Genomic DNA, 19,446 nt, shown 5'->3' on the forward strand with positions numbered 1-19,446 from the left:
CGACTTGCATGTATTAGGCACGCCGCCAGCGTTCGTCCTGAGCCAGGATCAAACTCTCCAAAGAATTTGATATAGCTCTTGAAAATGACGAAGCTTGCGCTTCAATCAAAACTTGTAAAACTTTTTTTGCCTCATCGTTCAGTTTTCAAAGTTCGTCTGTCACACTTTGGCGACTTAGATATCTTAACAAGTTTCAACCAAATGGTCAATAACTTTTTTAAGATTATTTTTTCATTCGCTCTCGGCGACGTCTATTAATATATCAATAAAACTTTAACTACGCAATAGCTTTATTAAAAAAACTTTAAAAACTAGAAACATTCTTTGTTTTTTTATAGTCTGCGACGTTTCCCTCCCCAGTTCCTTCATTATATAGAGAAAAAAAGACGAGACTTTCGCCTCGTCTCAAGTTCGTAAATTAGAAAGGGACACTTGTCGTCGCTTTGCTTCTTTTAGATAAAAAAAGTATAGTGCTTCAGCCTGCTTCACTTGGGCAGCCAGTTCACCAGTGTCTTCAACGCTCACTTCAAGCATGTGGCGCTTCGTTTCGTACTTCGCCTTCGCATCTAACAGTTCTCTTAGGAACCGTTGATCATAACTATCCCGCAAAGGTTTGCGAAACCACCTCATAGTTCTCGGCGACCTTCCATCGCCCGGGAGAGGGTTACTTCATCCGCATACTCTAAATCGCCCCCGACAGGAAGTCCGTGCGCCAGACGCGTCACTTTAATCCCGGTCGGTTTGAGCAGTCTCGATAGATACATCGACGTAGCTTCCCCTTCAATGTTCGGGTTGGTCGCCAAAATCACTTCACTGACCGCTTCGTTCTCTTGTAGACGCGTCAGCAAACTCGATACGTTAATATCTTCAGGTCCAATCCCTTCCATCGGGCTAATCGCCCCATGTAACACATGATACTTCCCTCGATATTCCCGCATCTTCTCCATTGCAATAACGTCTCGTGAATCTTGCACGACACAGATGATCGTTTCATCTCGGTGCGAATCTTTACAGATCGCACACGGATCGACGTCCGTAATATGTCCGCACACTGTACAGTATTTAATATCACGCTTCGCACTGACAAGCGCCTTGGCGAACGTCAATACATCGTCCTCTTCCATATCTAATACATGGAACGCTAGCCGGATGGCAGTTTTCGGACCAATTCCTGGCAACTTTGTAAAGCTTTCAATCAAGCGTCCGATTGCTTCAGGGTATTGCAACTCGCATCTTTCCTTTCTTCACTTAAAAACCTGGAAGGTTCATCCCTTGCGTAAAACGTCCCATCTTATCGTTGACGAGTTGGTCGGCTTGTTTCATGGCGTCATTGACAGCCGCTAAAACAAGGTCTTGCAACATATCGACGTCATCTGGGTCGACCGCTTCTTCCGCGATGATGATATCCATTACTTCTTTATGGCCACTGACGATCACTTTGACCATCCCGCCTCCGGCTGTGCCTTCAACCGTCAAGTCCTTTAATTCTTCTTGCGCTTTCGCCATATCTTTTTGCATTTTCTGCATCTGTTTCATCATGTTGTTCATGTTTCCCATTCCACGCATATCGAGCGCCTCCTTTTAAATTTCTTCGATTTCAACGACATCTCCAAATCGTTCGACAGCTTGAACAATGAGCGGGTCTTCTTCGACCTTCTCTTCTTCTTTATGGTCTGAACGTTCGGATTGTTTACGAAGGATGAATTCGTTTTTTAACTCGACCCAATCGCTCTCGAGCACGGCCATGATTTCTCGACGGATCCCCGTCACTTCGAACAACGCTTGCTCGATCACATCGCGGGTCCGGCCGTTTGAACTGACCTGCTCGTAGTGCCATGTCATCCCATCTTTAAATTGTACCAGTAAGGTGTCACTTGCACAAAGGACAGCTTCACTCTCATAGAACAGCGCGAAAATCGGGCCGTCCACCGTACGGATGTTGACCATAATGTCTTCCCAACTATCACGGATTGCATTCAAATGCTGCCGCTCAGCCCGTTGCAACAACTGGCGGATCCGTTCTTTCGGAACACGAACTTGCGTCCGCTTCATCACTTTCGGCTTCTCGGCAGCGGCCTCTGTGACCGCTATCCCATTTTTCTTCACTTCATTCAACTCACGACTCAATTCACGTACTTGGTCTTGAAGTTGCTTCATTTGCTCGGTCATCGTTCGTCCTTGTTCAGCGATACGAATGAACGTCAGCTCGACCAGCACTTTCGGATGGTTGGATAAGCGCATTTGTTGCTGACACTCATTCAATTCTTCGATCACTTGAAACAGCTCGTCCGTCGAGGTCGTTTCCACGAATTGGCGGAACGTCTCGTTCGGACGGGCTCGCTCTAGTAAGTCTATCGCTTGTGGAGATGCTTTTAATAGAAGGGCATCACGGTGCACGAACACGAGATCTTCGATAAACCGTTTCAAGTCCTTCCCTTCACGCAACATCGTCTCAAGCGTCTTCAGAATTTGATCGAGTTGTCTCTGTTGCAATCCATAGGCCATATCAAGGAGAGCGTCATCCGTAACCGCACCCGTCACTTCGAGCACTGCCTCTTCCGTCAAACGGCCGTCACTGAACGCAAGCGCTTGGTCAAGCAGGCTCAATGCATCACGCATCCCACCGTCAGCGGCACGGGCAATCAGTTTAAGCGCTTCTGGATCATAGTCATAATCTTGGTCGTTCAAAATGTAAGCCATTCGTGTCTGGAGTTGACCGACTTCATGCCGCTTCACATCGAAACGTTGGCAACGTGAGATGATGGTCGCCGGAATCTTATGGGGCTCCGTCGTCGCTAAAATGAAGATCGCATGGGGTGGGGGTTCTTCCAACGTTTTCAATAGTGCATTGAACGCCCCTGTCGAAAGCATATGCACTTCATCGATAATGTACACTTTATAACGCGCTTGCGAAGGCGGATACTTGACCTTGTCTCGAATTTCGCGGATCTCATCGACCCCGTTGTTTGAAGCGGCATCGATTTCGAATACATCCGGGCTCGTCCCTTCCGTAATCGCCACACAGGTCGGGCACGTATTACACGGTTCCCTCGTCGGCGCCGTTTCGCAGTTAATTGCCTTCGCGATAATCTTCGCGAGGCTCGTCTTCCCCGTACCTCGCGGACCAGAGAATAAATAAGCGTGTGACATCCGTTCTTCGAGTAACGCATTTTGAATCGTGCGTGTGATGTGTATTTGACCGACTACCTCTTGGAATGACTGCGGACGATAGACCCGATACAATGCTTGATACGCCATGTCCCCGCCTCCTTTCATCGTTTCATCTTTTATTTCATCATACAAAAAAATCTACAACCCTGGGGCCGTAGATTAAAGTTATTAAATAAATCTGCCGCGCACCGATTTCTGAAAGCACGTCAATGTGCGTTACTCATGCAGTTTGCTCGGCCCAAGCACCCCTGCGGCACACGGTACGTCACCACTTAAGGCTGCTTCCTTCCGGACCTGACCTGGTTCATGGGTGACCGTTGCGCAGGACTCAGACGTCAACGCCACTTACACGAGGACGGGCCACACCAATGCACTCCCTCGAATCGGAATTCAGTCTCGCTATAGCGGATTGCGAGTTACAGGGCACCGCTACCTCCCCGCCTAGCACGGCAAATGGGTAAATGAAGTTAAGCACTTCTTCGAGTGCTATTACATTATACTGTTTAATCAGATGCGTTGCAACCTCTCTGTTCAAGCCGAGCCTGCTTCTTCCGTTCTCGAAGGCCGCGGAAGAAGGTTGTTAGTAGCTCTCCACATTCTTCTGCTAAAACGTTTTCGGTCACTTCAGCTTGATGATTGAACCGATCGTCTTGAAGAAGGTTCATGAGTGTCCCGCAACATCCGCCTTTGGGATCGCGGGCACCAAACACGACACGCTTCACGCGCGAGAGGATGATCGCACCCGCGCACATCGGACAAGGCTCTAACGTCACGAACAGTTCACAGTCTTCAAGCCGCCAGTTACCGAGTACCGTATTCGCTGATTCAATCGCAATCATCTCGGCATGCGCCGCCGCCAATAAATCCGTTTCACGCCGGTTATAGCCGGTCGCGATCACGTCTTCTCCTTTAACGATGACACAACCGATCGGGACTTCCCCGATTGCTTCCGCCTTCTTTGCTTCGGCGATGGCGAGCCTCATAAATCGTTCATCCCGTTCCATATTAACACCCCGTTTCTTGTCACATAGTATGAAAAAAAATGAAAATCATTTCGCTCGCCCTATCTTCTTCATTGTGTGCTAGAATGGAACTTGCACTTTGGATAATGGAGGATGACATCATATGTTTATAACGGTAGAGGGACCGATTGGTGTCGGGAAAACGTCACTGGCCCATATCATCAGTCAGCACTTTTCAATGCAGATGCTGAATGAAATTGTAGAAGAAAACCCATTTCTCGGCAAGTTTTATGAAGATATCGAAGAATGGAGTTTCCAAACGGAAATGTTCTTCTTATGCAATCGATTCAAGCAATTAGACGATATCCACAAACACCACTTGAGCCAACAGCAATCCGTCGTTTCAGACTATCATATTTTCAAGAACTTGATTTTTGCCCACCGTTCGCTGAGACCAGCCCACTTGAACAAGTATGAGCAAATCTATAAGATTTTGACACATGATATGCCGAAACCCGATGTCGTCATCTACTTGCACGCCAGTATCGAGACGCTTATGAAACGCGTAGCGTTGCGTGGACGTGAAGTAGAAGAGAACATGTCTCGCGACTACCTCGAACAACTCGCCCGGGATTACGAAACGTTTGTCGAATCGTACCGTGCGACTCACCCCGAAGTGACGATTCTTTCGTTCAGCGGAGACGAACTTGATTTTGTCCAAAACCCGGACGATTTGACGCACGTTCTCACGACGATTGAACGCGAACTAGAATTGACTAAAGGAGCCCAACTAAAATGACCCTGAATGAAAAATATAACATTCCGAATGACACGATCATTACGATCGGTGGAATGGTCGGAATCGGTAAATCGACAATCACGAACTCGCTTGCCGACGCCCTCAATTTCCGCACTTCTCTCGAGAAAGTGGACACGAACCCATACCTCGATAAATTCTATCATGATTTTGAGCGTTGGAGCTTCCATCTTCAAATCTACTTCTTGGCAGAGCGGTTCAAAGAACAGAAGAAAATCTTCCAATACGGCGGCGGCTTCATTCAAGACCGTTCGATTTATGAAGATACAGGCATCTTCGCGAAGATGCACTATGAAAAAGGCACGATGTCGCCGACAGATTACGAGACGTACTCAAGCCTGTTCGAAGCAATGGTGCTCACGCCGTTCTTCCCACACCCTGATCTACTGATCTATCTCGAAGGCTCATTCGAGCAAGTGCTCGACCGCATTCAACTGCGTGGCCGTGAGATGGAACAACAAACACCAATCGCGTATTGGGAAGAAATGTACGCCCGCTACACGGAATGGATCAACAACTTCAACTTGTGCCCGGTACTTCGTCTATCAATTGAAGAATATGACTTGATTAACGATCCGGATTCAGTTGAACTCATTCTTGAAAAAATCGGGAAACAATTGACAGTCGCTCGTGAAGCAAAAGTAAGATAAAAAGATGATGCCCCGCTCAAAAGCGAGGCATCATCTTTTTTTACGGCTGGGCAATCGGGCGTTTTCGATGTGTCGGTGTTTTCCAAGCCTTCCGGTACCCGTCAATCGTATCAAACACAGCCGCCAGAATCGTGATGGCCACGACCAATCCGAACACCCACCCGAACGAGAACACGTCGTTCGGGACATTTAGTTCGACCCAGTCGATAAAGCGCGGGTCGAACAAGCGCGACGAACCCGCCATCCAAATGATAAAGGCGGCTGAGGCCACGTTATAGATCAAATTGAACGAGGCGAGTGCATACGTCCAACGTCCTTTCACCCATTTCCAAACACCGAGGACGACTTGAAGCAAAATGACGGCTAAGAACAACCAGACCACTTCAAACAAGAACGATTGATTAAAAATCGGAACAATCATCGAAAAACCTTCCCCTGTCGACTCATAAATCCCGAGAAACCGCTCGGCGTTCAAATACACCCCGAACCAAACCGCCGTAAAGAACAATCCGAATCCGGCATCCAATTTACTAATCCGTCCTCCGCGGTCCCGATCACGCAATGTGGACACATTCCAACTCATGTCAGGGGCGATCGCATCGCTCGGCGCGTAACGCTCAATTAAAAAGAAGACGAGCGTGATCCAAAAAACGAGTTGAATCCCAACGTCCCATAACGTGTCGAACAAATTCGTGAGAAAGATTCCGATTGTCGGCATGGCCGGTCCAGAGAATGTAGGGATGCTCGCCATGAGCAAACCGAAGAAGACTACAGCCATCACGATCGGGACGACGAGCTTGACCACATTGACATACATCGGGAAAAACTTAGGTCCAATCAAATACTGGCCGTCTTTATAACGCGCAGCAACGATGGCCGGATGTCCCATCTGTTCGAGCACGCGCTTCACTTCCGTCTCGGTCGGCTGATCCGGCAGCTTCGCTTCGATATCCTCCCTAATAGCAACGGCAGCTTCGTCTCTCCGCTTCGGCGGGACATGCCTGACCACTTCATCGACATACGCTTCAATCCAGTCCATGACGCTCCTCTCCTTCCTAACGCGCCACCAGTCTCTACCTTATTAAGATTCCCGATTCAAGCCGAGATTAGCCACTTTTCGCTGTTTCGCCACAAACAAAAAAAGCCGCAGACCGTAGTCTACGACAAAAAAAAACGCATCTGCCTGTGCAGACGCCTAAAAAGCGGAGTTGGTGGGATTCGAACCCACGCGAGCCTTACGACTCCTAACGGATTTCGAGTCCGTCCCCTTCAGCCGGGCTTGGGTACAACTCCAAGCTGAAAAAAGTGTAAAAAAAAAGAAAGTGGAAGAGGTGGTGGGATTCGAACCCACGCGGGCTGTTACACCCCTGACGGTTTTCAAGACCGTTCCCTTAAACCACTTGGGTACACCTCCACGATGTATGCAATTGTTGAGCCTCTAAATAAAAATGGAAGAGGTGGTGGGATTCGAACCCACGCGGGCTGTTACACCCCTGACGGTTTTCAAGACCGTTCCCTTAAACCACTTGGGTACACCTCCACGGCTCGTATGCAGTTGACGAACAAACATCTCGCTCGACATGATTTATAGTACCAACTCAGCAAGCAGATGTCAAACCCTTTTGTAAAAAAACATTTAAAAAAAAGCCTATCCGGAATGATACGTTCGGATAGGCCATTCCTCGTTTAACGGGGAAGTTCAATTTTTTCAATTCCGCCCATGTATGGACGCAGCGCTTCTGGGATGACGACCGATCCATCGGCTTGTTGGAAGTTCTCTAAAATCGCGGCGACGGTCCGACCGACGGCAAGCCCTGAACCGTTGAGTGTATGCACGAACTCCGGTTTGGCATTCACATCACGACGGAAGCGGATCCCGGCACGACGCGCTTGGAAGTCCTCGAAGTTTGAGCAAGATGAGATCTCTCGATATACACCTTGAGCCGGCATCCATACTTCAATATCGTACTTCTTCGCTGCGGTGAAACCGAGGTCGGCTGTACACATGCTGAGTACTTGATATGGAAGACCGAGGCGTTTCAACACTTCTTCCGCGTGTCCTGTCAACAACTCGAGTTGCTCGTAAGACTCTTCTGGTTTGACGAAGCGGACGAGCTCGACTTTGTTGAACTGGTGCTGACGGATGAGACCGCGTGTGTCACGACCGGCAGATCCCGCTTCTGAACGGAAGCAAGCGCTGTAAGCTGTATACGTGATCGGCAAGTTCGCTTCAGCGATAATCTCATCGCGGTGCATGTTCGTCACCGGTACTTCCGCTGTCGGGACGAGGAAGTAATTCGTGTCGGCCACTTTGAACGCATCTTCTTCAAATTTAGGCAACTGACCCGTCCCTGTCATCGCGTCACGGTTAACCATGTACGGTGGGAGCACTTCAGAATAGCCGTGCTCATCGGCATGCATATCCATCATGAAGTTGATCAACGCCCGTTCTAAGCGAGCACCTAATCCTTTATAGAAGACGAAACGGCTTCCCGTCACTTTACCGGCGCGTTCGACGTCGACAATTTTCAAGTCTTCCATCACGTCCCAATGCTGTTTCATCTCAAAATCGAACTCGGGCTTCGTTCCGACTTCGCGGATCGTGACGTTGTCGTCTTCTGTTTCACCGATCGGCGTTGATTCATGCGGGATGTTCGGGATGCTGAGGAGAATCATGTTCAACTCGGCTTCCACTTCACGCAATTCCTCGTCGAGCAACTTGATCTCATCACCAAGGCGGCGTGTTTCAAGGATCGGTGCTTCCGCGTCTTGCTTGTTGCGCTTGAGCTCAGCGATTTGTTTCGTCGCCTCATTTCGTTTTGCTTTCTTCACATCGACCTCGTTGATGAGGTCCCGGCGTTTCCCTTCTAACTCCGGGAAACGGTCGAGCGCACTCAAGTCTTCACCGCGTTGGGCGAGCTTGGTTTTAATCCCTTCAAAATCTTGACGTAATCGTTTGATGTCTAACATAACTAGTTCCTCCTTTTTTGCATAAAAAAGGTGGCACGCCCCTTTCCCGTAGGAAAGGGACGAACCACCTTGGATCCGCGTTGCCACCCTCGTTGCCTAAAACTAGGCCACTCGATGCACGTAACGTGTGCGTGACGTGACTTGTTTCCAAGTCAATGCTCCGAGGCCGATTCAGTTACGTCGTCCCACTAGTTTGCACCAACCACTAGCTCTCTGTAAGTAGATGACTGTAACGTACTTTTCCTCATCGTTGCATCTGTCATTGAATTAATCTTACTTTACAACATCTCGACTCTATCGACAAGACTCAGTTTTCCTAGGACGAGTCGAACCTCCTCTAAAAAGTCTGCGAAGGCCCGGCTCATCCGAGTCAAAAATGAAGCGGTCTCGACTGATTCGGCAGTCACAAGTGTTCCTGTCGGCGGACTCTCGCCGTCAAGATAGCGGACGCTCTCTGAAGGTTCAATCGTGACCGTCCCGACTTGTTGATCGACTGCGACCGGTGCTTTCGTGTCCGGAAGGTCATAGACTGGTTCAGGGACGGCTTGTCCTTTCTCGACGAGCACTTCGAACGCCGCTGTCGTCCGCGCAGCTACCGTTTCAACTTCTCCCTCGGCGACGAATACATTCTCCGGCACGATTTCTCCGGTCCGTAAAATCGGTGTCATGACAAAGTCGCGATAAGCGAACTCATGAAGTGCTTTCGTCGCCTCATAGCGCCCGTTGTCCGTCTCGGCCCCAAGGACGACGGAGAGCACGGTCCGACCATCTCGTGTCGATACGCCGATGAAGCAATAACCGGCGTCATCCGTCGTGCCCGTCTTAAAACCGAGCATCCCTGGATACGCCAAATCGCGGCCTGAAAGCATCCGATTCGTCGCTTCGAATCTGACGCCGTCAATGTCGACATACGCTCGCTTCGTCACGTCGAGCACATCCGGAAATTTCGTCAAGTAGGCGAGCGCGAGCCTCATCAAATCATTCGCCGACGTCAAGTTTTCTCCTGGACGCCCTGCTGATACAGAATCTAGTCCCGAGACGTTCGCGAACGTCGTCTGGGTCATGCCGAGCTCGGTTGCCCGCTCGTTCATCTGTTGAACGAACACTTCTTCCGACCCCGCCACCGCCTCGGACAGCGTCACCGCGGCCTCGTTCGCCGAGCGGATGAGCGCCACGTCATATAGTTCCTTGACTGTATACGGTTTATTGACGAGCGGGATGCGGGCGAGCCCTGGTTTACGCGTCAAGGCCAATGCCGCTTCACTCGGCGTCACTTCTTCGTTCCAACTCAGTTCTCCTGACTCGACTGCCTCCCGAACGAGGAAAGTGGTCATCAGCTTTGTGATCGACGCCGGTGGGAGCATCGCATCTTCATCTTTCGAAAAAAGAACCTGCCCGGTCGTCATATCGACGAGCATCGCACCGCTCGCTTCGACTTTAGGCGCTGCTGAAGCGTTCATCGGAAAAACAATAGTTATAAGGACAGCGCATATGAGCACCGATACAATCCATTTATCTTTCACAGTCTTGCCCCTTTCTGTACGTGTCTCGTTACAGTGTAGCAGAAAAAGACCCCCTAGTTACAGGGAGTCTTCGACTCATGCGAGTTGATGCTTCGTCGCCTTGACGATTTCTAAGAAGTAGCGGTGCATCGACAAGTCATCCGTCAGTTCTGGATGGAACGAACAGGCAACATATTTGTCGTAGCGCACTGCAACGATTGCTTCTTCGACCTCGGCGAGGACTTCGACGTTAGCGTCAACCGCTGCTACTTGCGGGGCCCGGATGAACACTGCTTCAACCGCGTCATCGAGTCCTTTGACCGGTAAATCGACCTCGAAACTGTCGACTTGACGTCCGAACGCGTTGCGCTTGACGATCATCGGGATTTTGCGAAGGTGGGCATCATACCCTTCCACTTCGGTCGCGAGTAAAATCAGTCCGGCACATGTGCCGAACATCGGCAACGATGTGTTCGCACGAAGCGGTTCGAGCAGGTCATAGCGGTCGAGCAGACGACGCATCGCCGTGCTCTCCCCGCCTGGCAAGACGAGTCCGTCGATGCGGTCCAAGTCATCGACCGAACGGACGACGAGCGTATCTGCACCGAGCGCCTCGAGCATGCGGACGTGTTCACGAATCGCACCTTGCATTCCGAGTACACCGATCGTCGTCATCTTACCAACCTCGCGGCGCCATGAGCTCTTCTGGTTTGAGCGTGCGGACGTCGAGTCCTTTCATCGCTTCGCCAAGACCTTTTGACAAGTGAGCGATTCGCTCGTAGTCGTCATGGTATGTCGTCGCTTCAACGATGGCACGGGCAAATTTCTCTGGGTTCTCTGCTTTAAAGATACCTGATCCGACGAAGACGCCGTCCGCACCGAGGTGCATCATGAGTGCCGCGTCTGCCGGCGTCGCGATACCACCTGCTGCGAAGTTGACGACCGGAAGACGGCCCGCTTCACGAATTTGCATGAGCACTTCGAACGGGGCACCAAGGTCGCGCGCTTCTGTCATCACTTCATCGATGCTCATTGAAAGCAAGCGTTTCACTTGTGCTTGGACGGTACGCATGTGACGAACCGCTTCGACGATGTTTCCTGTCCCTGGCTCACCTTTTGTCCGGATCATCGCTGCACCTTCACCGATGCGGCGTGAAGCTTCTCCGAGGTCACGCGCTCCGCAGACGAACGGCGCATTGTAATCACGCTTGTAAAGATGGAACTCTTCATCGGCCGGTGTCAACACTTCGCTCTCATCGATGAAATCGACCCCCATCGATTCAAGGACACGGGCTTCGGCGATATGTCCGATGCGGCATTTCGCCATGACCGGTACAGATACCGCTCCCATGACATCTTCGATGATTGTCGGGTCTGCCATCCGGGCGACGCCACCCATTTTACGAATGTCTGATGGTACGCGCTCGAGCGCCATGACTGCCACGGCTCCTGCTGCTTCAGCAATCTTCGCCTGTTCAGCGTTGATGACGTCCATGATGACGCCACCTTTTTGCATTTCGGCCATTCCACGTTTGACTTTATCTGTCCCTACTTGTCTCTTTTCCATATAAATCGCCTCCATTAAGCTAGTCTACTTGCAAGTATAGATTGATTTGACTATATTGAAAGTGCCAGTTTTATATTTTTTAAAGTGGTCAGTTCTAGGAGAAGGGTTCATGCTCGTTTCCTCGAATTTTATTACGTATAAGGGAGGAATGTTTTATGGACCAATGGAACCCGCGAGATCAAGCGGAAAACCGTTCCTTTTACGGGAAGCCTGGACTGATTTCGTTCATTCTCGTCATCGGATTCGTGCTCTATGTTTTCTTCGGCTGACAGAAGAAAGGACAACTTATGGATATGCTCACATTCTCGCTCGAGCCCGAATCGAGCACCCCGCTTTATGAACAGCTCTATTTACACATCCGGCAAGCGATCGTCGACGATACGCTCATGACCGGGACGAAACTGCCGTCAAAACGGAAGCTCGGCCAATTTTTGGACGTCTCGCAAACGACGGTCGAGCTCGCTTACGCCCAGCTGCTTGCTGAAGGATATATCGAGTCGCTGCCACGGAAAGGGTTTTACGTCTTGCCGCAAGAAGAGCTGTACGTCAGGCGTGGCACCAGCACGATCGAACCGCTTCCGACGAAAAAAACATACACGTTCGACTTATACCCGAGTCAGATCGATACGACCGCATTCCCGTTCGAACGTTGGCGCCGTCACTTGAAACAAGTCGTCGCCGAGGAGAATCATGAACTGCTCGCACTCGGGTCGGTGCAAGGCGATCTCGTGCTCCGCCAAGAAATCGCCACGTACTTGTATCACTCCCGTGGCGTTCATTGTTCGCCCGAGCAGATCATCGTCGGTTCTGGGACCGAGCAATTGTTGCCTCAACTGCTCGACTTGCTCACCGACGCGACGACGTTCGGGATTGAAGACCCGGGCTATCCGCTCACGCGACAGCTGTTCGAACACCAAAATCGAAGCTACGTCCCGCTCCCGGTCGACGACAGCGGGGTCCTTGTCGACCGACTCGAGGCAGAGGCAATCGATGCGGTTTATGTGACCCCGGCCCATCAGTTCCCGACCGGTACGATCCTGTCCGTCAGCCGTCGCCAGCGCCTCCTCAACTGGGCGTCCGAGCGGCAAACGTACATCATTGAAGATGATTACGATAGCGAGTTTCGTTACAGCGGCAAACCGATTCCTTCGTTGCAAAGCATGGATCAAAACGAACGTGTCGTTTATTTGAGCACGTTTTCGAAGTCGCTCATGCCTTCGCTCCGCATCGGTTACATGGTGCTTCCGCCCCCACTGTTAAACCGCTATCGGGAACGGTATCGCCATTTCACCTGCAGTGTGCCGCGTTTCGAGCAACATACGCTAACCGAGTTTATGGCGAGCGGCGATTTCGAGAAACATTTGAACCGGATGCGTAAAACGTACCGCCGCAAACTTGAGACCGTGATCACGGCGTTCAAACCATACGAGCCGCTCGTCACAATCACTGGCGCCAGCGCTGGTCTCCACATCGTCCTCTCGGTCGATACAGCACAAACTAGCGAGCAATTGAAGCAACTCGCTGAACAGTCAGGCATTCGTATCAAGGCGATGGCCGACTATCGTATCAATTCACGCGACACGAGACCGCAACTGCTATTTGGTTTCGCCGCCCTGCCTGAAGCGACGTTACACGCGGCGATTGACCAGTTGATGACCTGTTGGAATATCGGGAAGGGAGGGCCATATGGGAAAACCTCGCGATGAAACAATGATCAGACGCTCACGCTACGTCATCGGCATCGTCTGTTTGTTGATCGGTAGCCTCTTTTTGACCGAGTCATGGTGGAAAGACCGTGTCGCCACCTCGAACAGCAAACGTGTGACTGAAGCGATTCAATTCCAACAGCCGGATCGGGGCGAATTCGACTTCGAAACGGTCGAACCGTTATCGTGGGACGACTTGTTAAACGTGCGCAATCGATTTCATGATTTGCCGACAATCGGCATGATCACGATTCCAGATATCGATTTAGAATTACCAATTTTGTACGGTCTCGACAATGAGAATTTAGCGGTCGGGGCTGGTACGATGCGCGCTTCCCAACAGATGGGGCGTGGGAATTACGCACTAGCCGGTCATTACACCCAAAGTCCGACAGCCTTGTTCGGACCGCTCCATACGATCAAGACGGGAACGATGATTTACGTGACCGATTTGACGAACACGTATCAATACCGGACGGAGGCACTCGAGACCGTTCCCCCGACACGGATCGACGTGCTTGACGAGACGACAGATGCGACCATTACCTTGATCACGTGCACGTTCGATGCGACGGAACGATTAATCGTCAAGGGAGAGCTCGTGCAGACAACACCTTATATCTCTAACTGAGCGTCCTTCCACACGAAGGACGTTTTATTGTTTTTCAAAAAACATATTGTGAGCGCTTACATAATCGGCTAAACTATTTCTGGAACCGTTTGCACAAAATTGACAATCCGTTGCCCTGTAGACGACCTATTTTACGAAAGAGGTGCTCTCATGAAGAAGAACAATACGGCACGACGTACGACGACATTACTCTTATCTTCTGTCCTGCTCATTCAAGCCGGTGTCCCGGTGAACGTCTTGGCCGAACCGACGACGGTGGCAGTCGATGGGAATAAAACCGATTGGACAGACGTCTCGGCGCTAGCGTCATCGGCAGATGTTGGTTGGCAAGGCTTCGATCTCGGCAATCTTTATCTTCAAAATGACAAAACGAACCTGTACTTCTATGTCGATGCGTTCAACGTCCCGAACTGGGGCGACAACGGCCAATACATAAACATCGCCCTCCAAGTGAACGATGAAGATTCTGGCGTCGCCACGAACCCACTCGGTTATCCGTTCAACTTTAGTCAAACAGACAAAAAACCACAGTATCACATTTTACTTCGTGTCGATGGGGACAAGTCTGTCAAAGAAGCCGCGCTCTATGAAGCTGGGAAGACGACCCCGCTCGCGAACTTGGCAAACTTGAACGGTGCTTCGTTCGCCCTCGACCGGACGACAGGATTCGAAGGGAAAATCCCGTTGTCGCTGCTCGGTTTAAAAAATGACGACACGGTCCGTGCTCTCACCGTCCTCAGCGGAAATAATGCCGGTGAACACGGTGCGTTCGATACGATTCCGAGCAACGGATCTAACAAACTAGCTGACAGCTGGAACGTCTCGGCCAACCCGTCGACTCAATCTGTGTACAGCCCGGCCTATACACTCAGCGGCGTCGAGACAGTGACGCAGCTTGAAGTAACGAACGTCGACCCGGCGAATCAGTCTGTAGATGCCGACGTATCTGCTCCCATCACCTGGACGTTCAATGAGCCGGTGACGTTAGACGCCTCAAATGTCAGCTTGATGAGCGGAGAGACGGCCGTCCCGTTCACTGCCGAAGCAAACGGTTCGACCGTGACTGTCACGTCGACGAGCAAACTCGGACTCGGTCAGACGTACACGGCCACATTGCCAGCCGGGGCCGTCAAAGGTAATCTATCGACCACGACGCTACCCGCGCTGACGACTTCGTTCAAGACCGTCACGGAGCTGGCTGATCCATGGAAGACGCAGCGGTACATCGAAATGCTGTACGTCCGCGCCGATCAAGACTATACCGATTGGAACTTGTGGACGTGGAGCACCGGGGCAAAAGATGGACAAGTGGATCCCCACAAAATTACGGAAGACGGCGCCATTTTCCGAATTCCAGTCGGGAAAGATGCGACGAACGTCGGATTTGTCATCCGTAAAGGAACCGATTGGGCGGTCAAGGACGCTTACGGTGAAGACCGTTACGTGAAACTCGGAAATGATCGTGTCACGAAAGTCGTCGTCGCGAGCGGCCAAGGCGCCTTCCATCAAGTACCAACCATTCAAGGACCGGTGTTCGAGGACGGGACCGTCACGTTCTTCTATCGGGACAAAGACTTGTACGAGGCAGGACAGCTCGATCAACTCGACCGTGTCGCCTTAAACGTGAATGGCGTGACCTATCCGATGGCGTATGAGGATAAGAACGAATGGTACCGTCATACCGTCCGTCTTCCGGAAGGGACGCATGACTATACGTTCCTCGTCACAAAAGACGGCGTCACGACCGAAGTGACGGATCCCTATTTTGAAGCGTCAACCGTCGAATACCGTCGTCCGGCCGTCAAACTCACGTCTTCGATCGCACCGAAAGCGATCAGTTCGCGGGAGAATGCCGTCGTTCACGTCAAACCGACGCTACCAGAAGGCGTGACGCTTCGTGAACTCTATATCGATGCCCGCCCGCTTGGTGGACCGGCTAAACTTTCAATCGATCCGGCACTCAATAAACAGACGATCGCAGTCAAAGATACGGTCATGCCAGGCAACAAAACGTTGACGATCACGGCCGTGGATCAATATGGCAACGTCCATAAAACGACGGCTTCCGTAAACGTCCGACCGGTCACGATGAAAGACAAGCAAGCGTTTGACTGGGACGAAGCCCGGATCTACTTCATGTTGACGGATCGTTTCCACGATGGCGACAAGACGAACAATAATCCGAACGGTGAATATTATGACCAAGATCATCTCGAGTCGTATCACGGCGGCGATTTCGCCGGGATCACGAAAAAACTCGACTATCTCGACAAGCTCGGGATCAACACGATTTGGATTACCCCGATCGTCGATAATATCGATTGGGATCTCCGCTACGGTAAAGATGGCTCTCAATACGGCTATCACGGTTACTGGGCCAAAAACTTCGAGAAACTTGATGAACATCTCGGAGACATGCAGGCGTTCCATCGCCTGATCGATGCGGCCCACGCACGCGGCATCAAGATCATGGTCGACGTCGTCTTGAACCACCCAGGCTACGGAATGGAACCAGGCGCCGACAGCACAGGGGCGACGAATTTCCCTACGAACAAGGAACGTGATGCCTTTAAAGGCATGATTCGTGACACGCCTGTCGACGGGGACGATTTGAAAATGTCGCTCTCCGGCCTTCCTGACTTTAAGACAGAGGAAGCTGCCGTCCGTGAACAACTCGTCAAATGGCAGACTGACTGGATCAAGCGTTCGAAGACGAAACAAGGGAATACGATCGATTACTTCCGTGTCGATACGGTCAAGCATGTGGATGCGACGACATGGAAATCGTTTAAGAATGAACTGACAGCGCTCAAGCCAGACTTTAAAATGATTGGTGAGCATTACGGGGCGAGTGTGAACAACACAGGCGGCTATCTCCGGAGCGGCCAGATGGATTCGTTGCTTGATTTCGACTTCAAGTACCAAGCGGAAAATTTCATCAACGGGAACATTGATGGGGTCGAGAGCGCTCTTCAATACCGGAACACCCAACTCTCAAACGAAGCGACACTCGGCCAGTTCCTCAGCAGCCACGATGAAGATGGCTTCCTCATCTCTCGTGCTGGCGGCGATGAAGGTAAGCATATGGTCGCAGCCTCGCTCCAAATGACGGCGAAAGGGCAACCGGTCATCTACTATGGAGAAGAGATCGGTCAATCTGGGAAACATGCCTTAGACATGGACAAAGGCGAGTTTAACGAAAACCGTTACGACTTTGACTGGAAACGGGTGAACGGTGAAGGCAAAGACATGCACGCCCACTATCAAAAGTTGCTCAACATTCGGGCGGACTATTCAAAAGTGTTCAGCAAAGGAACACGTTCGGTCGTTGCCGGCGGTTCGAGCACCGGTTATTCGATTTTTGAACGGGCTTACGGCAAAGAGTCTATTCTTATTGGATTGAACACGAAAGAGTCGGCTCAAACGGCGACGTTCGAAACAAAGCACAAACAGAACACAGTGCTCGTCGACCGCTATAGCGGACGGACATACGTCGTCAAGCGCGACGGCAAGGTGACCGTGAACCTACCAGCGCAAGATCAAGGCGGTACGGTCATCCTCGTCTCTAAAGCTAAAAAATGATCAGCAAAAAGCCGTTGTCCCTTTTCAGGAGACAACGGCTTATTTGTTAACGTGAATAATTTGGTGCTTCTTTTGTAATGTGCACATCGTGTGGGTGGCTTTCTTGCAGGCCGGCTCCAGTCATTCGAATGAACTGCGTATCTTCTCGCAATGCTCGAATGTCGGCAGCGCCGCAATAGCCCATTCCCGAACGAAGGCCACCAATGAGTTGATACACCGTGTCGGCCAGCTCGCCTCGGTAAGCGACGCGTCCTTCAATGCCTTCTGGGACGAATTTTTTATCCGCTTCTTGGAAGTAACGGTCTTGACTGCCTCGCTTCATCGAAGCTTCCGATCCCATACCACGGTAAGTCTTAAACTGACGACCTTGATAGATCTCCATCTCACCTGGGCTTTCTTTTACGCCAGCCAAGAGACTACCGAGCATGACAGCGCTTGCGCCAGCAGCGATTGCCTTGACGATATCGCCCGAGTACTTGATTCCACCGTCAGCGATGACCGTGACACCGTGTTCTCGTGCTTCTGTCACGCAGTCGTAGACTGCCGTGATTTGAGGGACACCGACTCCGGCAACGACCCGTGTCGTACAAATCGAACCCGGTCCGATACCGACTTTGATGACTGAAGCGCCGGCCTCGATCAAAGCACGTGTCGCTTCTGCCGTCGCCACGTTACCGGCGATGATTGGAAGTGTCGGGAACAAATCACGCAGTTCTTTCACTTTCTCGATGACACCAGCCGAGTGGCCGTGTGCTGTATCGACAACGAGCGCATCCACGCCTGCATCGACAAGGATTTGAGCACGCGAAGCAGCGTCTTTTGTTACCCCGACAGCTGCCGCCACAAGAAGACGCCCTTGTTTGTCTTTCGCAGCGTGAGGGAATTGCTCAACCTTCTCGATATCTTTCGTCGTGATCAAGCCCTTTAAAACGCCGGCATCGTCGACGAGTGGTAACTTCTCGATGCGGTGTTGGTGCAGAATTCGCTCTGCTTCTTCAAGAGAAGTTCCGACTTTTGCAGTGACAAGATTTTCTGTCGTCATGACGTCTTCGATCACAGTCGAGTAGTCTCTGATGAAGCGAAGGTCACGGTTAGTCAAAATACCGATCAATTTCCGTTCTTGTTCAGAATTGACGATGGGGACACCGGAAATGCGGTATTTACTCATTAAATACTCGGCATCGTAAATTTGGCGCTCTGGCGTCAAATAAAATGGATTCGTAATGACTCCGTTCTCCGAACGTTTCACACGGTCGACATGCTCTGCTTGCATTTCCATCGACATGTTTTTGTGGATAACGCCAAGACCACCTTGACGCGCCATGGCGATTGCCATCGGTGCTTCCGTCACTGTGTCCATACCAGCGCTGATGACTGGAATGTTTAACTCAAGCCCTTCACATAGCTTCGTGCTCAGACTTACATCTCTTGGCAAGACATTTGAAAACCGCGGTACGAGTAAGACGTCATCAAACGTTAATCCTTCTTTTGCAAACTTGTTTTCCCACATAAAAATCGATTGCCCCTTTCTCTATCGGACCCGAATCTTTGTTTCGAAATATTTCTGTAATGGTAACAGGTATGGCTCGAAAGTGCAATTCAATTCACGATGTTCAGAAAGTTCAGAATTGTGTTCATTCCTGTTGAATCCTTCTCAAATCATTCGGAAAATGTCCACGTTATCGGAAGGCCAAGTCAATAATAATCGGTTTTAGAAATAGAAAAAGACGACCAAGCATGTGCTTGGTCGTCCTTCATATGGCCTGGCAACGTCCTATCCTCACAGGGGGAGACCCCCAACTACTTTCGGCGCTGAAGCGCTTAACTTCCGTGTTCGGCATGGGAACGGGTGTGGCCGCTTCGCTATCGCCACCAGACAAGGGATTGT

The 19,446-nt window shown here is 50.8% G+C and carries 16 protein-coding genes, 3 tRNA genes, 2 rRNA genes, 1 other RNA gene and 1 other annotated feature; of the genes, 5 read left to right on the forward strand and 17 right to left on the reverse strand.

Annotated features, from left to right (window positions below; genetic code table 11):
* The 7 genes from EVJ29_RS14885 to tadA form a co-directional block, all read right to left on the reverse strand.
* Positions 1-64, reverse strand: a 16S ribosomal RNA gene (locus EVJ29_RS14885); the annotation flags it as partial.
* Between the two features lie 341 nt (positions 65-405).
* Entirely contained in the window at positions 406-609 is a 204-nt protein-coding gene (locus EVJ29_RS14890) for a YaaL family protein (RefSeq protein WP_236633568.1), read from the reverse strand.
* A 17-nt stretch (positions 610-626) separates the two neighbouring features.
* Positions 627-1,226, reverse strand: coding sequence for a recombination mediator RecR (recR, locus tag EVJ29_RS14895; protein WP_070329500.1), 600 nt, complete (start codon positions 1,224-1,226; stop codon positions 627-629).
* Positions 1,227-1,248: 22 nt separating this feature from the next.
* On the reverse strand, positions 1,249-1,566 hold the full coding sequence (locus EVJ29_RS14900; RefSeq protein WP_035386845.1) for a YbaB/EbfC family nucleoid-associated protein: 318 nt from the start codon (positions 1,564-1,566) through the stop codon (positions 1,249-1,251).
* Between the two features lie 15 nt (positions 1,567-1,581).
* The gene (gene dnaX / locus EVJ29_RS14905; protein WP_131505315.1) at positions 1,582-3,258 is read right to left on the reverse strand and encodes a DNA polymerase III subunit gamma/tau; all 1,677 of its coding nucleotides are present in this window, start codon (positions 3,256-3,258) and stop codon (positions 1,582-1,584) included.
* A 94-nt stretch (positions 3,259-3,352) separates the two neighbouring features.
* Positions 3,353-3,621: signal recognition particle sRNA large type (gene ffs / locus EVJ29_RS14910), an RNA gene on the reverse strand.
* A gap of 53 nt (positions 3,622-3,674) precedes the next feature.
* Positions 3,675-4,175 carry a tRNA adenosine(34) deaminase TadA gene (gene tadA, locus EVJ29_RS14915; RefSeq protein WP_016510583.1) on the reverse strand — a complete coding sequence of 167 codons (501 nt, stop codon included), beginning with the start codon at positions 4,173-4,175 and terminating at the stop codon, positions 3,675-3,677.
* Positions 4,176-4,296: 121 nt separating this feature from the next.
* Between tadA and EVJ29_RS14920 the strand changes: the two genes are divergently transcribed.
* Together EVJ29_RS14920 and EVJ29_RS14925 are read left to right on the forward strand one after the other, a co-directional pair.
* Positions 4,297-4,932 carry a deoxynucleoside kinase gene (locus EVJ29_RS14920; protein ID WP_070329502.1) on the forward strand — a complete coding sequence of 212 codons (636 nt, stop codon included), beginning with the start codon at positions 4,297-4,299 and terminating at the stop codon, positions 4,930-4,932.
* Positions 4,929-5,600, forward strand: coding sequence for a deoxynucleoside kinase (locus EVJ29_RS14925; RefSeq protein ID WP_016510587.1), 672 nt, complete (start codon positions 4,929-4,931; stop codon positions 5,598-5,600). Before EVJ29_RS14920 ends, EVJ29_RS14925 begins: the two co-directional genes overlap by 4 nt.
* A 40-nt stretch (positions 5,601-5,640) precedes the next feature.
* Here EVJ29_RS14925 and EVJ29_RS14930 read toward each other — a convergent pair whose 3' ends face one another.
* The 8 genes from EVJ29_RS14930 to pdxS all read right to left on the reverse strand — a co-directional run bounded on the left by EVJ29_RS14930 (position 5,641) and on the right by pdxS (position 11,639).
* Complete coding sequence (locus EVJ29_RS14930; protein ID WP_131466536.1) at positions 5,641-6,639, reverse strand: hypothetical protein; 999 nt, start codon at positions 6,637-6,639, stop codon at positions 5,641-5,643.
* Positions 6,640-6,803: 164 nt separating this feature from the next.
* Positions 6,804-6,893: transfer RNA gene (locus EVJ29_RS14935), tRNA-Ser, on the reverse strand.
* 30 nt (positions 6,894-6,923) lie between these two features.
* A tRNA-Ser gene (locus EVJ29_RS14940) sits at positions 6,924-7,014 on the reverse strand.
* A gap of 35 nt (positions 7,015-7,049) precedes the next feature.
* A tRNA-Ser gene (locus EVJ29_RS14945) sits at positions 7,050-7,140 on the reverse strand.
* 146 nt (positions 7,141-7,286) lie between these two features.
* Entirely contained in the window at positions 7,287-8,570 is a 1,284-nt protein-coding gene (gene serS / locus EVJ29_RS14950; RefSeq protein ID WP_131490789.1) for a serine--tRNA ligase, read from the reverse strand.
* A gap of 52 nt (positions 8,571-8,622) precedes the next feature.
* Positions 8,623-8,830, reverse strand: a binding site (T-box leader).
* A gap of 18 nt (positions 8,831-8,848) precedes the next feature.
* Positions 8,849-10,030 carry a D-alanyl-D-alanine carboxypeptidase family protein gene (locus tag EVJ29_RS14955; RefSeq protein WP_131490790.1) on the reverse strand — a complete coding sequence of 394 codons (1,182 nt, stop codon included), beginning with the start codon at positions 10,028-10,030 and terminating at the stop codon, positions 8,849-8,851.
* Between the two features lie 138 nt (positions 10,031-10,168).
* Positions 10,169-10,747: a pyridoxal 5'-phosphate synthase glutaminase subunit PdxT gene (gene pdxT / locus EVJ29_RS14960; RefSeq protein ID WP_131490791.1), complete on the reverse strand. Its 579-nt coding sequence runs from the start codon at positions 10,745-10,747 to the stop codon at positions 10,169-10,171.
* Between the two features lies 1 nt (position 10,748).
* Positions 10,749-11,639: a pyridoxal 5'-phosphate synthase lyase subunit PdxS gene (gene pdxS / locus EVJ29_RS14965; protein WP_070329506.1), complete on the reverse strand. Its 891-nt coding sequence runs from the start codon at positions 11,637-11,639 to the stop codon at positions 10,749-10,751.
* Positions 11,640-11,926: 287 nt separating this feature from the next.
* On the opposite strand from pdxS, the gene pdxR reads away from it, so the two are divergent.
* From pdxR to EVJ29_RS14980, 3 genes are all read left to right on the forward strand, one after another.
* A complete protein-coding gene (pdxR, locus tag EVJ29_RS14970) occupies positions 11,927-13,345 on the forward strand; it encodes a MocR-like pyridoxine biosynthesis transcription factor PdxR (RefSeq protein WP_131466542.1) in 1,419 nt (472 codons plus the stop codon).
* A 4-nt stretch (positions 13,346-13,349) separates the two neighbouring features.
* Positions 13,350-13,976, forward strand: a complete 627-nt coding sequence (locus EVJ29_RS14975) for a class A sortase (protein ID WP_236633569.1) — start codon at positions 13,350-13,352, stop codon at positions 13,974-13,976.
* A 150-nt stretch (positions 13,977-14,126) separates the two neighbouring features.
* Positions 14,127-17,558, forward strand: coding sequence for an alpha-amylase family glycosyl hydrolase (locus EVJ29_RS14980; protein WP_131490793.1), 3,432 nt, complete (start codon positions 14,127-14,129; stop codon positions 17,556-17,558).
* 46 nt (positions 17,559-17,604) lie between these two features.
* On the opposite strand, the gene guaB is transcribed toward EVJ29_RS14980, so the two are convergent.
* Entirely contained in the window at positions 17,605-19,068 is a 1,464-nt protein-coding gene (guaB, locus tag EVJ29_RS14985; RefSeq protein WP_071398621.1) for an IMP dehydrogenase, read from the reverse strand.
* A 251-nt stretch (positions 19,069-19,319) separates the two neighbouring features.
* Positions 19,320-19,435: ribosomal RNA gene (gene rrf / locus EVJ29_RS14990) — 5S ribosomal RNA — on the reverse strand.
* Positions 19,436-19,446 lie beyond the last annotated feature (11 nt).

This window comes from Exiguobacterium sp. SH4S7 (assembly GCF_004336795.1).
GTDB lineage: Bacteria > Bacillota > Bacilli > Exiguobacteriales > Exiguobacteriaceae > Exiguobacterium > Exiguobacterium aurantiacum_A.